Annotated in this window: 14 protein-coding genes; 7 read left to right on the forward strand and 7 right to left on the reverse strand. The window is 54.3% G+C overall.

Translation table 11 applies throughout. From position 1 onward, the window contains the following. Positions 1–245 precede the first annotated feature (245 nt). The 3 genes from JY391_RS10585 to tyrR all read left to right on the forward strand — a co-directional run bounded on the left by JY391_RS10585 (position 246) and on the right by tyrR (position 4,393). Positions 246–1,643 carry a YcjX family GTP-binding protein gene (locus JY391_RS10585; protein ID WP_042284697.1) on the forward strand — a complete coding sequence of 466 codons (1,398 nt, stop codon included), beginning with the start codon at positions 246–248 and terminating at the stop codon, positions 1,641–1,643. Further along, entirely contained in the window at positions 1,640–2,704 is a 1,065-nt protein-coding gene (locus JY391_RS10590; RefSeq protein ID WP_181823119.1) for a YcjF family protein, read from the forward strand. Before JY391_RS10585 ends, JY391_RS10590 begins: the two co-directional genes overlap by 4 nt. 147 nt (positions 2,705–2,851) lie before the next feature. After that, positions 2,852–4,393 carry a transcriptional regulator TyrR gene (gene tyrR, locus JY391_RS10595; RefSeq protein WP_060571265.1) on the forward strand — a complete coding sequence of 514 codons (1,542 nt, stop codon included), beginning with the start codon at positions 2,852–2,854 and terminating at the stop codon, positions 4,391–4,393. A 112-nt stretch (positions 4,394–4,505) separates the two neighbouring features. Here tyrR and tpx read toward each other — a convergent pair whose 3' ends face one another. After that, a complete protein-coding gene (tpx, locus tag JY391_RS10600) occupies positions 4,506–5,012 on the reverse strand; it encodes a thiol peroxidase (protein WP_042283311.1) in 507 nt (168 codons plus the stop codon). 121 nt (positions 5,013–5,133) lie between these two features. Between tpx and ycjG the strand changes: the two genes are divergently transcribed. Next, positions 5,134–6,099 (forward strand): L-Ala-D/L-Glu epimerase, encoded by a 966-nt coding sequence (ycjG, locus tag JY391_RS10605; protein WP_042283308.1) that lies wholly within the window; start codon positions 5,134–5,136, stop codon positions 6,097–6,099. Here the strand turns inward: ycjG and mpaA are convergent. Further along, positions 6,074–6,802, reverse strand: coding sequence for a murein tripeptide amidase MpaA (gene mpaA, locus JY391_RS10610; RefSeq protein WP_211935704.1), 729 nt, complete (start codon positions 6,800–6,802; stop codon positions 6,074–6,076). The two genes, ycjG and mpaA, sit on opposite strands and share 26 nt — an antisense overlap. Positions 6,803–6,985: 183 nt before the next feature. Here mpaA and JY391_RS10615 point away from each other — a divergent pair, with 183 nt between their 5' ends. Continuing rightward, positions 6,986–8,599, forward strand: a complete 1,614-nt coding sequence (locus tag JY391_RS10615) for a peptide ABC transporter substrate-binding protein (RefSeq protein ID WP_181823122.1) — start codon at positions 6,986–6,988, stop codon at positions 8,597–8,599. A gap of 425 nt (positions 8,600–9,024) precedes the next feature. On the opposite strand, the gene JY391_RS10620 is transcribed toward JY391_RS10615, so the two are convergent. Next, the gene (locus JY391_RS10620; RefSeq protein WP_181823123.1) at positions 9,025–9,582 is read right to left on the reverse strand and encodes a LuxR C-terminal-related transcriptional regulator; all 558 of its coding nucleotides are present in this window, start codon (positions 9,580–9,582) and stop codon (positions 9,025–9,027) included. Between the two features lie 263 nt (positions 9,583–9,845). Here JY391_RS10620 and JY391_RS10625 point away from each other — a divergent pair, with 263 nt between their 5' ends. Then, a complete protein-coding gene (locus tag JY391_RS10625) occupies positions 9,846–10,106 on the forward strand; it encodes a DUF2534 family protein (protein ID WP_042283301.1) in 261 nt (86 codons plus the stop codon). A gap of 45 nt (positions 10,107–10,151) precedes the next feature. On the opposite strand, the gene uspE is transcribed toward JY391_RS10625, so the two are convergent. From uspE to ogt, 3 genes are all read right to left on the reverse strand, one after another. Continuing rightward, positions 10,152–11,102: a universal stress protein UspE gene (uspE, locus tag JY391_RS10630; RefSeq protein ID WP_042283298.1), complete on the reverse strand. Its 951-nt coding sequence runs from the start codon at positions 11,100–11,102 to the stop codon at positions 10,152–10,154. 151 nt (positions 11,103–11,253) lie between these two features. Next, positions 11,254–12,006 (reverse strand): fumarate/nitrate reduction transcriptional regulator Fnr, encoded by a 753-nt coding sequence (gene fnr / locus JY391_RS10635; protein WP_060571260.1) that lies wholly within the window; start codon positions 12,004–12,006, stop codon positions 11,254–11,256. Positions 12,007–12,199: 193 nt separating this feature from the next. After that, positions 12,200–12,715 carry a methylated-DNA--[protein]-cysteine S-methyltransferase gene (ogt, locus tag JY391_RS10640; protein WP_042283293.1) on the reverse strand — a complete coding sequence of 172 codons (516 nt, stop codon included), beginning with the start codon at positions 12,713–12,715 and terminating at the stop codon, positions 12,200–12,202. A 421-nt stretch (positions 12,716–13,136) separates the two neighbouring features. On the opposite strand from ogt, the gene smrA reads away from it, so the two are divergent. Next, positions 13,137–13,700 carry a DNA endonuclease SmrA gene (gene smrA, locus JY391_RS10645; protein WP_042283291.1) on the forward strand — a complete coding sequence of 188 codons (564 nt, stop codon included), beginning with the start codon at positions 13,137–13,139 and terminating at the stop codon, positions 13,698–13,700. Here smrA and JY391_RS10650 read toward each other — a convergent pair. Then, positions 13,697–14,503, reverse strand: a complete 807-nt coding sequence (locus JY391_RS10650) for an IclR family transcriptional regulator domain-containing protein (RefSeq protein ID WP_211935792.1) — start codon at positions 14,501–14,503, stop codon at positions 13,697–13,699. The two genes, smrA and JY391_RS10650, sit on opposite strands and share 4 nt — an antisense overlap. Between the last annotated feature and the right edge of the window lie 113 nt (positions 14,504–14,616).

The raw sequence follows: 14,616 nt of genomic DNA on the forward strand, positions 1-14,616 counted from the left end.
ATGCCGTGTATACGGAGTGTTACTTTTCTTTTGCCAACAGTAAATATGGTGTGAATATTATTTGATAATGTTCTTCTGAATGTTTTTTCTGTTCTTAATACTTGAGCCGTAATAAGAACAGATAAGACACGAACTGATACGAAGCCGACGCCCCGTCCACAGCCGCTTGATAATCAATAACCTGCCCCCATCATAACCGGTATACGTTATAATTTTTTCTGGCCTTCAGGCATAACGGGATGGCGATGAAGAGACTCACCAATGAACTCAATGCGCTGGTCAATCGCGGCGTCGACCGGCATTTACGCCTGGCGGTTACCGGACTGAGCCGGAGCGGAAAGACCGCGTTTATCACCGCGCTGGTTAACCAACTGCTCAACATTCATGCCGGGGCGCGTTTGCCCTTGCTCAGTGCGGTGCGTGAAGAACGCCTGCTTGGCGTAAAACGGGTGCCGCAGCGTGATTTCGGCATTCCGCGTTTCACCTACGATGAAGGGCTGGCGCAGCTGTATGGCGAGCCGCCGACCTGGCCGACGCCAACCCGTGGCGTCAGTGAAATTCGCCTCGCGCTGCGCTACAAATCCAATGACTCGTTACTGCGTCATTTCAAAGACACATCAACGCTGTATCTGGAAATTGTCGATTACCCGGGGGAGTGGCTGCTCGACTTGCCGATGCTGGCGCAGGATTACCTCAGTTGGTCGCGGCAAATGACCGGGCTGCTTCAGGGGCAGCGCGCAGAATGGTCGGCGACGTGGCGCAAGCTCAGCGAAGGGCTGGATCCCCTGGCGCAGGCCGATGAAAACCGGCTGGCGGAGATTGCCGCCGCCTGGACTGATTACCTTCACCAGTGCAAGCAGGAAGGGCTACATTTTATCCAGCCCGGCCGTTTCGTGCTGCCCGGTGATATGGCCGGCGCGCCAGCGTTGCAGTTTTTCCCGTGGCCGGACGTCGATGCCTGGGGAGAGTCAAAACTGGCGCAGGCGGATAAACACACCAACGCCGGCATGTTGCGCGAACGCTTTAATTACTACTGCGAAAAGGTCGTAAAGGGGTTTTATAAAAATCATTTCCTGCGTTTCGATCGCCAGATTGTCCTGGTTGATTGTCTGCAACCGCTGAACAGCGGACCACACGCATTCAATGATATGCGTCTGGCCTTAACGCAACTGATGCAAAGCTTCCATTACGGTCAACGTACGCTGTTCCGGCGGCTGTTTTCGCCGGTGATTGATAAGCTGCTGTTTGCGGCGACCAAAGCGGACCACGTGACACTCGACCAGCACGCCAATATGGTCTCGCTCCTGCAACAGCTGATTCAGGACGCCTGGCAGAACGCGGCCTTTGAGGGGATCAGCATGGACTGTCTGGGGCTGGCTTCCGTTCAGGCAACCACCAGCGGGCTGATTGACGTGAACGGCGAAAAAATCCCGGCCCTGCGGGGAAATCGCTTAAGCGATGGCGCGCCGCTGACTGTCTACCCGGGTGAGGTGCCCGCACGTCTGCCCGGGCAGGCTTTCTGGGACAGTCAGGGCTTTCAGTTTGAGGCGTTTCGTCCGCAAAAAATGGATGTCGACAAACCGCTGCCGCACATTCGCCTGGATGCCGCGCTGGAATTTTTAATAGGAGATAAATTGCGATGAGCGAGCCGTTAAAACCGCGTATCGATTTCGCCGGTCCGCTTGAGCCGGAGCAGGATCCGGTGTTCAGGGCGCAGCAGACGTTTAGTGAGGCGCAGGCGCAAAGCTTCGCTCCGGCTAACATCGACGAACCGCTGGAAGAAGAAGGGCAAGCCGAAGCGGTGATTGACGCAGCATTGCGCCCAAAACGCAGCCTGTGGCGCAAAATGGTCATGGGCGGGCTGGCGCTGTTTGGCGCCAGCGTCGTGGGCCAGGGTGTCCAGTGGACGCTCAATGCCTGGCAAACTCAGGACTGGGTGGCGCTGGGTGGGTGTGCTGCCGGCGCATTGATTATCGGCGCGGGCGTGGGTTCTGTGGCGACGGAATGGCGACGTCTGTGGCGCTTACGCCAGCGCGCCCACGAACGCGACGACGCCCGGGAACTGCTGCACAGCCACGGAACCGGGAAAGCCCGCGCGTTTTGTGAAAAGCTGGCGCGGCAGGCGGGAATCGATCAATCACATCCGGCGCTACAACGGTGGTACGCCTCGATACACGAGACCCAGAACGATCGTGAGATCGTCAGCCTGTATGCGCATCTGGTGCAACCGGTGCTGGATGCGCAGGCAAGACGTGAAATCAGCCGTTCGGCGGCGGAGTCTACGCTGATGATCGCCGTCAGTCCGCTGGCGCTGGTGGATATGGCGTTTATCGCCTGGCGTAACCTGCGGTTGATTAACCGTATCGCCGCGCTGTACGGCATTGAGTTGGGCTATTACAGCCGTTTGCGTCTGTTCCGTCTGGTCCTGCTGAACATCGCCTTTGCCGGCGCCAGCGAACTGGTGCGAGAAGTCGGTATGGACTGGATGTCGCAGGATCTTGCCGCCCGCTTATCCACGCGCGCTGCGCAGGGCATTGGCGCCGGACTGCTGACCGCGCGTCTGGGCATCAAAGCGATGGAACTTTGCCGCCCGCTGCCGTGGATGGAGGATGATAAACCGCGACTGGGCGATTTTCGTCGTCAGCTTATTGGGCAGGTGAAAGAGACCTTGCAGAAAAACGCCGCTGCCCGGGAAAAATCCTGACCAGACAGGCGTTGACCGCGTATCTTTACGCCGAAACGCCTGTTTTTCCATCATGCTGTCAATATTTGTTGACAGAATCCTTCCTGCTATCCGAATCCTGGCTTATCATCTTATTTAACGTTCTTTATTCAGGTGAAGGTTCTCCCCATGCGTCTGGAAGTCTTTTGTGAAGACCGTCTTGGTCTGACCCGTGAATTACTCGACCTGCTGGTGCTGCGCGGCATTGATTTACGCGGTATAGAGATAGATCCGATTGGGCGAATTTACCTCAATTTTGCCGAACTGGAGTTCAATCACTTCAGCAGCCTGATGGCGGAGATTCGCCGTATATCCGGCGTGACGGACGTGCGAACGGTGCCGTGGATGCCTTCTGAGCGAGAGCATCTGGCGCTGAGCGCGCTGCTTGAAGCCCTGCCGGAACCGGTTCTGTCGCTCGATCTGAAAAGCAAAATCGACATGGCGAACCCGGCAAGCTGTCAACTTTTTGCGCTCAACCTGGAGCGGATGCGCAATCATACCGCTGCCCAACTGATCAACGGTTTTAACTTTCAGCGCTGGCTGGAGGGAAATCCGCAAAATTCGCATAACGAGCACGTGGTCATTAACGGCCAGAATTTCCTGATGGAAATCACCCCGGTGTATCTGCAGGGCGAAGCCGAGCAGCAGATGCTGACCGGCGCGGTAGTGATGCTACGCTCGACCATCCGTATGGGCCGCCAGCTGCAAAACCTGGCGACGCAGGACGTCAGCGCCTTCAGCCAGATCATCGCCGTCAGCGCCAAAATGAAACATGTGGTAGAGCAGGCGCGTAAGCTGGCGACCCTCAGCGCGCCGCTACTGATTACCGGCGATACCGGTACGGGAAAAGATCTGTTTGCCTATGCTTGCCATCAGGCCAGCCCGCGTGCGGGGAAACCCTATCTGGCGCTCAACTGCGCGTCGATCCCCGAGGACGCCGTTGAAAGTGAGCTGTTTGGTCACGCGCCGGAAGGCAAAAAAGGCTTTTTCGAACAGGCGAACGGCGGTTCGGTGCTGCTTGACGAGATTGGCGAGATGTCGCCGCGGATGCAGACTAAACTGCTGCGCTTCCTGAACGACGGCACGTTCCGCCGTGTCGGAGAAGATCACGAAGTGCACGTTGACGTACGTGTGATCTGCGCTACCCAGAAAAACCTTGTTGAGCTGGTGCAGAAAGGGGTGTTCCGGGAAGATCTTTACTATCGTCTTAACGTGTTGACCCTGAATCTGCCGCCGCTGCGCGATTGCCCGCAGGACATCATGCCGTTGACCGAACTGTTCGTGGCGCGTTTTGCCGACGAGCAGGGCGTACCGCGTCCTAAACTCTCTGCCGACTTAAGCACAGTCCTGACCCGTTACGGTTGGCCGGGCAATGTGCGACAGCTTAAAAATGCCGTTTATCGCGCGCTGACCCAGCTTGAGGGTTATGAACTGCGGCCGCAGGATATTTTATTGCCAGATTACGACGCCTCCGCCGTGGCGGTAGGCGAAGACGCAATGGAAGGTTCGCTGGATGAAATCACCAGCCGCTTTGAGCGTTCGGTGTTAACCCAGCTTTATCGTAACTATCCGAGCACGCGCAAACTGGCAAAACGGTTGGGCGTGTCGCATACGGCTATCGCCAATAAGCTGCGGGAATATGGGCTGAGCCAGAAGAAGGGTGAAGAATAAAGGGGAAGGGGAATCGCTCTGGAAGGCCTGATTGCGTTATCCGCATCAGGCCTGTGGGGGCGCCGGTAGGCCGGATTAAGTATCAACCGCTATCCGGCGCACCCGTTGGCAATTATGCTTTCAGCACGTCCAGCGCCGCAGCATAATCAGGCTCGTGAGTGATTTCGTTTACCAGTTGGCTAAAAATCACGTTGTCGTTCTCATCAATCACCACCACGGCACGCGCAGCCAGGCCTTTCAGCGGGCCATCGGTGATTTCTACACCGTAGTTTTTCAGGAACTCAGGGTTGCGCAGGGTAGAAAGCGTAACAACGTTGCTCAGGCCTTCCGCGCCGCAGAAGCGAGACTGGGCGAACGGCAGGTCCGCAGACACGCACAGCACAACGGTATTCTCGATCTCGGTGGCCAGTTGGTTAAACTTACGTACCGATGCCGCGCAAACGCCGGTATCGATGCTCGGGAAAATGTTCAGCACTTTACGCTTGCCCGCATACTGGCTCAGCGCGACGTCGGACAGATCTTTTGCCACGAGGGTAAAAGGCTGCGCCTTGCTACCCGCTTGTGGAATGGCGTTGGCGACTGCAACCGGGTTGCCCTGGAAATGTACGGTTTGTGACATGGTTATCTTCCTGTTTACATATAGTTAACGTCGTAGCTAGTTTATGCCAACAGCCGATAACACGGCAAACGCTATTTCTGCGTAACGCACAAACGACCACGTTTTCGCATGAGGAGAAAAGATGAGAGCAGTAAAGGTATACGAGGAAGCCTGGCCGTTACACACTCCCTTTGTGATTGCCCGCGGCAGCCGAAGTGAAGCGCGGGTGGTGGTGGTTGAACTGGAAGAAAATGGCGTGAGAGGGATCGGGGAATGCACGCCGTATCCGCGCTACGGCGAAAGCGACGCGTCTGTCCTTGCGCAAATCATGAGTATCGTTCCGCAACTGGAAAAGGGACTGACCCGGCAAGCACTTCAGCAGGTGCTTCCTGCTGGCGCGGCGCGTAATGCCGTTGACTGCGCGTTATGGGATCTTAGCGCTCGCCAGCAGCAGCAAACGCTTGCCGACGCTGTCGGCGTCACGCTGGACGCGGAGATCACCACGGCGCAAACGGTGGTGATCGGTACGCCAGAACAGATGGCCGCCAGCGCGGCGGCACTGTGGGAAACGGGCGCGCGACTGTTAAAGGTGAAACTGGATGACAGGTTGATTAGCGAGCGGATGGTGGCGATTCGTTCGGCTGTGCCGGAGGCGACGCTTATTGTCGATGCCAATGAGTCCTGGCGTGCGGAAGGCCTGGCGGCGCGCTGCCAGCTGTTAGCGGATCTCGGTGTGGCCATGCTTGAACAGCCGCTCCCGGCCCAGGATGACGTTGCGCTGGAGAATTTTATCCATCCTTTACCCCTCTGTGCCGACGAGAGTTGCCATACCCGCAGCAGTCTCAAGGCGCTGCGCGGACGCTATGAAATGATCAACATAAAACTGGATAAAACCGGAGGGCTGACCGAGGCGCTGGCGCTGGCGACAGAGGCTCGCGCGCAGGGTTTTTCGCTGATGCTGGGCTGTATGCTCTGTACATCGCGGGCGATCGGCGCGGCGCTACCGCTCACGCCGCAGGTCACGTATGCCGATCTCGATGGCCCCACCTGGCTGGCCGTTGACGTGGAGCCGTCGCTGCACTTTACGACAGGACAATTGCATCTTTAGGGTGCCAGCGCAGCAGACTGGACATCGCCTGGAGGTAAATCTCGCTGGCCTCATCTGCTGAGATCGGCGGGAATTCCGCAGTGACGCAATGCAAATTCAGGTCCGCGCACCAACTGCCGAAAGACCCGGGCGTTTCATAGCCCACGCTGGTCACAAGCGGCAGGGAAAATGCCTCCGCCAGCCATTCCCCCAGCTCGCTGCTGGCAGGATCTTCAATACAGGCCAGCGGGTCGTGAAACGACACCACCCACGCGGGATGAATCTGATGAATGAGCTGGCAAAGCGCCTGCGTTTCCGGCTCTGAACCCGGATGGTCTCCCGTTAATAGCACCACATCGCGCTCAGGGGCGGCGCTGTTCCAGCGATAGACCGTTTCCCCGGCTTTCCAGTTCGCGGCGGGAAAATTGCGGTTCAGGTCGACGCCGTTGGCGTTGGCGCGCAGCCCTAACTGACAGCCGTCCGGATTCACCGCAAGGATCACATGATGGCGGCGCAGCGACGGCGTCAGCGTACGCAGCGCGCAGGAAAGGGCAACCACCGACGAATTTTCGTCACCGTGCGTTCCCGCAATGATTAAACCGCTTTCACGATCTGCCGCCGGAGCCGGAAACCAGATCAGCGGGGCCCCTAACAGCGATCGACCATAATGTTCAGTGCCGGGCGGAAATGCGCCGCGCTCGGCGCGTGGGCGGGTAACGGTCATAAGCGTCTCGGATTGCTGAGGATAGTCTTCGCAGTGTTGTGCAATTTTTGCCGATAATCAAATTGATTTCACGCGTCCGGATATTTGGTCGTGATATCAATTTTTTGCCGGAAGGTATTTGCATTTCCCTATGGCGAAACAAATAATTACGCCATTAATGATAAGCCGTTTTGAGGGAATCGTATGAAGCACTCTGTTGCAGTCACCTGTTGTGCGCTGATGGTAAGCAGCATCTCTTACTCCTGGGCTGCGGAGGTTCCCGGCGGTACGGTACTGGCAGAGAAACAGGAGCTGGTTCGCCATATCAAAGACGAACCGGCAACGCTCGATCCGGCGAAAGCAGTAGGGCTGCCGGAGATCCAGGTCATCCGCGATCTTTATGAAGGGCTGGTGAATCAGAACGAAAAGGGGGAAATCATCCCCGGCGTCGCCACTCAATGGAAAAGCAACGATAACCGCATCTGGACATTTACCCTGCGTGAGAACGCCCGCTGGGCTGACGGTACACCTGTCACCGCGCAGGATTTTGTCTACAGCTGGCAACGGCTGGTTGACCCGAAGACCCTTTCTCCTTTCGCATGGTTCGCGGCGCTGGCAGGCATCAACAACGCGCAGGCGATTATTGATGGCAACGCGACGCCGGACAAACTCGGCGTTAGCGCCGTGGATGCCCGTACGCTGAAAGTCCAGCTGGATAAACCGCTGCCGTGGTTCGCCAATCTGACGGCTAACTTTGCGTTTTATCCGGTGCAAAAAGCCAACGTCGAAAGTGGGAAGGACTGGACCAAACCGGGTCATCTTATCGGCAATGGCGCTTACGTGCTGAAGGACAGGGTGGTGAACGAAAAGCTGGTGGTCGTGCCGAATACGCAATACTGGGACAATGCGAAAACGGTCCTGCAAAAGGTCACTTTTCTGCCAATCAATCAGGAATCCGCCGCCACAAAACGCTATCTGGCAGGGGATATTGATATCACCGAGTCCTTTCCGAAAAACATGTATCAAAAGCTGCTTAAGGACATTCCCGGTCAGGTTTATACACCACCGCAGCTGGGGACCTACTATTACGCGTTCAATACACAAAAAGGCCCTACGGCGGATTCCCGCGTGCGTCTGGCGCTGAGCTTGACCATTGACCGTCGTATTATGGCCGGGAAAGTGTTAGGAACGGGCGAAAAACCGGCCTGGCGTTTCACGCCGGATGTCACCGCAGGCTTTACACCTGAGCCGTCGCCATTCGAACAAATGAGCCAGGAAGAGCTGAATGCGCAGGCGAAAACGCTGTTGCGCGCGGCGGGTTACGGACCGCAGAAGCCGCTCAAGCTGACGCTGTTGTATAACACCTCCGAAAATCATCAGAAGATTGCCATCGCAGTGGCCTCGATGTGGAAGAAAAATCTCGGCGTAGAGGTAAAATTGCAAAATCAGGAATGGAAAACCTATATCGACAGCCGCAACACCGGCAATTTTGACGTTATTCGCGCCTCCTGGGTTGGCGATTACAACGAACCGTCGACATTTTTGTCGCTGCTAACGTCGACCCATTCCGGCAATATTTCGCGCTTCAATAACCCGGCGTATGACAAAGTGCTTACCCAGGCCACGCTGGAAAATACGGCCCAGGCGCGTAACGCCGATTACAATGCGGCTGAAAAAATTCTTATGGAACAAGCGCCCATCGCCCCGATTTATCAGTACACCAACGGACGGCTGATCAAACCCTGGTTGAAGGGGTATCCGATCGCCAACCCTGAAGATGTGGCCTACAGCCGGACGATGTATATCGTGAAGCACTGAATGTAAACATGGCATTTCTGACTGGTCACACAGGGGCTATTAAGGTACCCGCCCCGGCAGGGAGATGCCATGCCAGTCGCGGCATGATTGTCCATGCCGCGCAACAGAGAATGGCGCAAGCGCTCGCACCTGTTTCTACAGACAGGTAACACAGTCGTGCAACGCGCCGCACTCCTTCATTATCAAATGAATCCGATTGCAGAGTTAACGATGCAAGAAAAATAATACCGTCGGCGCAAACAGAAGCGGTTTCCGTTAATCGCTCGCCAGCTAAGCGTAATAAACGTATCGTAAGAGCACAAAAGAATTACAGTTTAATAATGAATTTCATCGATTTTCAGGCGCGGACAAAAGAGGAAAAAAGGGGCGTTCATATTTGGATGACATGCAAGCACGCCTCAGTGAAAAATCACTGAGGCGGTATATTAATGATAGTGACACCAGTGCCTGACCAGACTCACTTTATTACGCAGTCCCATTTTGCGCATCGCCAGACTTTTATAGGTATAAACCGTTTTACTGTCCAGTTGCATTACGCCTGCGATTCCCCTGACGGAAATGCCGCTGATATACAGTGAAATGATCATGAATTCCTTCCAGTTGAGCATCCTTTGTGGCTCTTTGGGGCTTCTCACCTTGCACAAAGGGATAGCAATTTTTCTTTTACGTAACAGCAGAGATAGTCTGGCTTCAATGGTTACAAGGGGCATATTAATCTCACAATAGAACATCTTGCGATCGTCCACTTTCAGTGACAAAAAATTTAACAGTTGAGGATTGCCAATAATTAAAATACGTTCCGCATTACACGTGGTCAGCGCTTTCAGTTCTGATACGTCAATCCACGATTTTTCAAAGATGAAAACCGCTATACTGGCACCAGGATTTAACGCTTTTGAATTATGATTTATTATTTTTGCTACCAAATGCTCAACGGCTACTCGGGCGTAATGATCGTCGCCCTGAATAAAAATCTCCGCCATACCCAATCACCCATAGACATAAATAAGATTACATGTGAGACAACTTTAATGAAAAGTTCACCCCGATAGTGATTATTCTGGAGGGTAGAAAATAGGATAGCAATGCTTTAATTATCCAATTATGGACAGACTGTTTGTAACCAAACTGAATATTTGACAGGGATGTAATGTAAAGAGACGGAACATGACAGCAGACTTTAGCACAATGTCATGGTATTGTTACGCACAAGTAACGGAGCTTTCACTTACAGAAGGAGATCGTCATGATCATGAGAAAGCTTAAGACGGCGAGAGGAAAAAAATTCCTGCTTTGCCTGCTTGGCGTATTCATCATCGCTGCGACTGTCGTCACGCGTGCAACCATTGGCGGGGTGATTGAGCAGTACGACATACCGCTGGCGGACTGGACGACATCAATGTACGTCATCCAGTCATCGATGATTTGTGTCTACAGCCTGGTCTTTACGATTTTACTGGCGATACCGCTGGGGATTTACTTCCTCGGTGGGGATGACAAACCGTAAAAGAAAAGGCCCGACATTCGGGCCTTTCGCTTATTAATCTTATGGTTAATCGTCTTCGTCGTCGTCGAGTTCTACCGGAGTCTGATACTGGTCGGGTTTGATGACCAGCAGGTCACAGCGCAGATGATCGATAACCTGTTCCGCGGTATTGCCAAGAAACGCGGCGGAGATACCGGTACGCCCCACGGTGCCCAGCACCACAATCCCCGCCTGTAAATGTTCAGCCAGATCCGGGATCACCTCCTCCGGTAATCCTTTCTCTACGTGGGTGACTTTTTCATCGATACTGAATTTCTGGCGCAGAGACTTCATCGCCAACAGGTGCTGACCGCGAATCGCATCGTTATACACGCTGGGGTCGAACTCGGGCAGTTCAATAGCAATGTTGATGGGAGTGACCGGATAGGCGCCAACCAGATGCACTTCGGTATGGTTGACCTGCTCGGCCAGTTGCAGGGTTTCTTTAACCAGTTTCTCGTTCAGCGCATTGTGATAAGGTTCTTCGCTGGCAAGGTTCACCGCCACCAGCGCTTTCCCGCCTTCTGGCCACGGCTGGTCTTTGACCATCCATACCGGGCTCGGACATTTACGCAATAAATGCCAGTCGGTCGGCGTGAAGATCACCGCTTCCAGTTTATCGTGCTGGTGGGCCATTTTTAGCACCAGATCGTGTCCGCCGCTGATGACCTCCTGAATGATGGCTTCAAAGGGACGGTTGTGCCAGACCACTTTAATGTCAATCGGAACGCCTGCTTCGAGATAGTATTTCGCCTGTTCGCGGATCCATGCGGTCCGCTGGCTGATGACGCCCTGACGCATTGCCGTACGCTCGTCTGGCGACAGCAGGGTCGTCATTTCGTATGAAAAGTCATAGATCGGCAGGAAGGCTTTTATGGTGCCACCAATCCGTTGATGCAAATAAACCGCACGCCGTAACGCAGGTTGATCGTCCTGATTCGGATCGATAACCACCAGCATGTTTTGATACATAGCCATACAGGGTCTCCTTACAACTGTCACCGCAGTCTGTAACTAAAAGAGTAACCCAATAACGAGAAATGAAACAGGGAAGAACCTTCTGTCAGATCAATAAATCAGGAAAATTTAGCGATTCGACAGAAGGGTTTCTGGAGAAGTTGCGGAAAGATTAAGCGACGTTACGCGTGTGACCGGCAAGCACCGCCAGCGCCTCGCTGTTCTCGATGGTAATGTATTTGCCTTTTACTGCCAGCATGCCGCTTTTCTGGAAACGCCCCAGCAGACGGCTGATGGTTTCGACAGTCAGGCCGAGGTAGTTACCGATATCGCCGCGGGTCATGGTCAGACGAAACTCGCGCGGTGAGAAGCCACGCTGGGCAAAACGACGAGAAAGGTTATAGATAAATGCCGCCAGGCGCTCTTCCGCGTTTTTCTTTGACAGCAGCAGGATCATATCCTGGTCGCCTTTGATTTCGCCGCTCATCAGGCGCATCATCTGCTGACGCAGATTGGGCATTTTGCCTGACAGATCGTCCAGCGTCTCAAACGGGATTTCACAGACCATTGAGGTTTCCAGCGCCTGTGCAAAGCTTGGGTGATGGCCACTGCCGATAGCGTCGAAGCCAACCAGATCGCCCGCGAGGTGGAAGCCGGTAATCTGTTCGTCACCTTGTTCGGTAATGGTGTAGCTCTTGATCGTACCGGAACGAATGGCGTAGAGCGATTTCAGCTCATCACCTGCTTTAAACAGGGTTTGCCCTTTCTGGATCGGCTTTTTACGCTCGATAATATTATCAAGCTGATCAAGCTCATGCTCGTTAAGTGTGAACGGGATGCAAAGCTGGCTGATACTGCAATCCTGGCAATGGATAGCACAACCGCCAGACTGAATGCGCCGTATAATTCGCTTTTCCGGGATCATAGGTCTGCTCAAGCCGTAATTGATATTTGTCAATTTTAACATCTTTTTGGTGGGCACGTAAGTCTGAGCAGAGCGCAATAGCGGATAATTCCGGAAAGTGAGCGGAAAATATTTCTATCTTGTTGAAAAACCTCACCTTGAGTGAGGCATCTTTACGCAAAAGTGTGAGCAAGAAGGCACGAATTGCCTGGACTCAGAGTAACAAATAGCCTTCGTGACGCAGTAACCACTCTTTGCGCTGTACACCGCCAGCGTAGCCGGTCAGGGCGCCGTTTCGGCCAATGACGCGATGGCAAGGCACCACAATACTGATGGGATTCGAGCCATTGGCTGCGCCCACCGCGCGCGCCGCGCCGGGGCGACCAAGCTGTTCCGCCATCTGACCATAGTGCATCACCTGTCCTTTTGGAATAGTGCGTAACATCTGCCAGACGTCGCGCTGGAAGGGCGTTCCGCCGGTTGCGGTGGGGAGAGTGTCAATCACATCGATATTCCCGGCAAAATAGTCAGCCAGTTTATCGGCCAGCCCGCCGGGGTTTTTCGCCGGGATGCGGGAATACCCCCCGGCCCGATAATGAATATCCAGCAGTTGTTCCATACGGTCGCTATGCTGTTCCCATTCCACGGCGCGCAGGTGGAATTGTTCGTCGCAGAGGATCCACAATGGTCCCAGCGGGGTCGCAATTTTATCTTCCAGTAGTGTCAGCATTCGACGCCTCGTATCAGTACCGCTAATTAGCCGTCATCAATCTAGCATGGCGAACTTCCATGCCGCTATACCCCTGATTTGGGATAAAAAAAAGAGTCTGTCGACATCGCCAGACTCTACAGTACACACAGCAGTATTTCCTTAAGTAATCCCGGATGTTTTCCTGAATGCGGGTAATGACTTATAGCAAGAGCGGTGTTGGGGGTCCAGCCGGTATTAGTGATTGATTTTAAAAAATCATAAGTTAAATCAGATAGTTTAATTGCGGATAAACTGGGAGTGTATCACCCGTTAAAATTCTGCGCTGATAGCACGGACAAACAGGGATTCATCGTCGCTTACTGGAAACTTCTGTAAACCATTGTCGCTATTCAGGGGGACGGTTATGATAACGGTTGTCTTAAAAACGGGAGGATGAAGCATGAACCTTGACGACAAAGCGCTGTTTCTTGACGCCATGGAGGATGTCCAGCCTCTCAAACGTTGTACAGACGTTCACTGGCAGCCGGTGCGCAACGCGCGTAAGCCGCAGCGTATCGACACGCTGCAGCTTGATAATTTCCTCACCACCGGTTTTCTGGACATTGTCCCGCTGGCGCAACCGCTGGAATTTCGCCGCGAGGGGCTACAGCAGGGCGTGCTCGACAAACTGCGTGGCGGAAAATACGGTCAGCAGGCCAGCCTGAACTTATTGCGCCAGCCGGTGGAAGTCTGTCGCCAGCAATTGTTCCGCTTTATTCTCCAGTCTTTGCAGGATGGCTTACGTAATGTGCTCATCATTCACGGTAAAGGGCGGGACGATCACTCGCACGCGAATATCGTGCGCAGTTATGTGGCGCGCTGGCTGACCGAATTTGATGATGTGCAGGCGTACTGTACGGCGCTGCCGCATCACGGCGGCAGCGGTGCCTGTTACGTGGCGCTGCGTAAAACCGCACAGGCAAAACAGGAGAACTGGGAACGCCACGCCAAACGCAGCCGTTAATGTAGCAACAGCGACAGCTCCTGCGCGGCTTTTTGCAGTTCTGGCAGTACCCGGGTCCGCAGTTCCTCCGCGGAAACCTGTCCGGCATGGACGCCCACATTCAACGCTGCCTGTACCTGTCCCTGGGCGTTAGTTAACGGTACGGCAATTGACCGTAGTCCCATCTCCAGTTCCTGATCGTTAAGCGCGTAGCCCTGTTGCCGCACTTTTTTTAGCTCCGCGCGTAGGGCCGAAACAGAATCGACGGTTTGCGAGGTGTAGCGAATCATGGTGATTCTTCCCAGCATATCATTCAGTTTATCTTCCGAAAGGTGGCTTAACAGTACGCGGCCCATTGAGGTAGACCACGCGGGCAGGCGGCTGCCAATGTCCAGATCGATGGTCATGATCCGCGAACTGGAGGCGCGGGCAATATAGAGAATATCGTCGCCGTCCAGCGTGGCGATGGAGCAGGATTCATTGAGCATATCGCTCAGATGCTTGAGTACCGGCTGCGTGGCGCGCGCCAGGGGCGTCGAGGCGAGGTAAGCATGCCCCAGCGCCAGGATCCGGGGGCGCAGTTCAAAATTTTTACCGTCATCAGCATAGACAAACCCCAGTTTACCCAACGTATACAGACAGCGGCGTACCGCTGCGCGCGGAATGCCGGTCTTCTGGCTGATCTGCGATATCGACATCACCCGGCGCTGCGGCGTAAACGCCTGAATCACCTCCAGCCCGCGTGCCAGCGAGGCCATAAAATTCGGGTCGCCCTTAAACGGGTCGGCTTCGTTGCTCAGACGATCGTCCGGATGTTTTTCCACTGTTTTTCCCTCATTGTTCGCCATCGATCACATTCTTCGCACAAATATACACCTCGTTCGATTATCGCACCATATTTCGATTATCGCCCTTGCCTGGCTTCGTTAAGTGAGTC

The organism is Citrobacter sedlakii (assembly GCF_018128425.1).
In the GTDB taxonomy this organism is placed as follows: Bacteria; Pseudomonadota; Gammaproteobacteria; order Enterobacterales; family Enterobacteriaceae; genus Citrobacter_A; species Citrobacter_A sedlakii.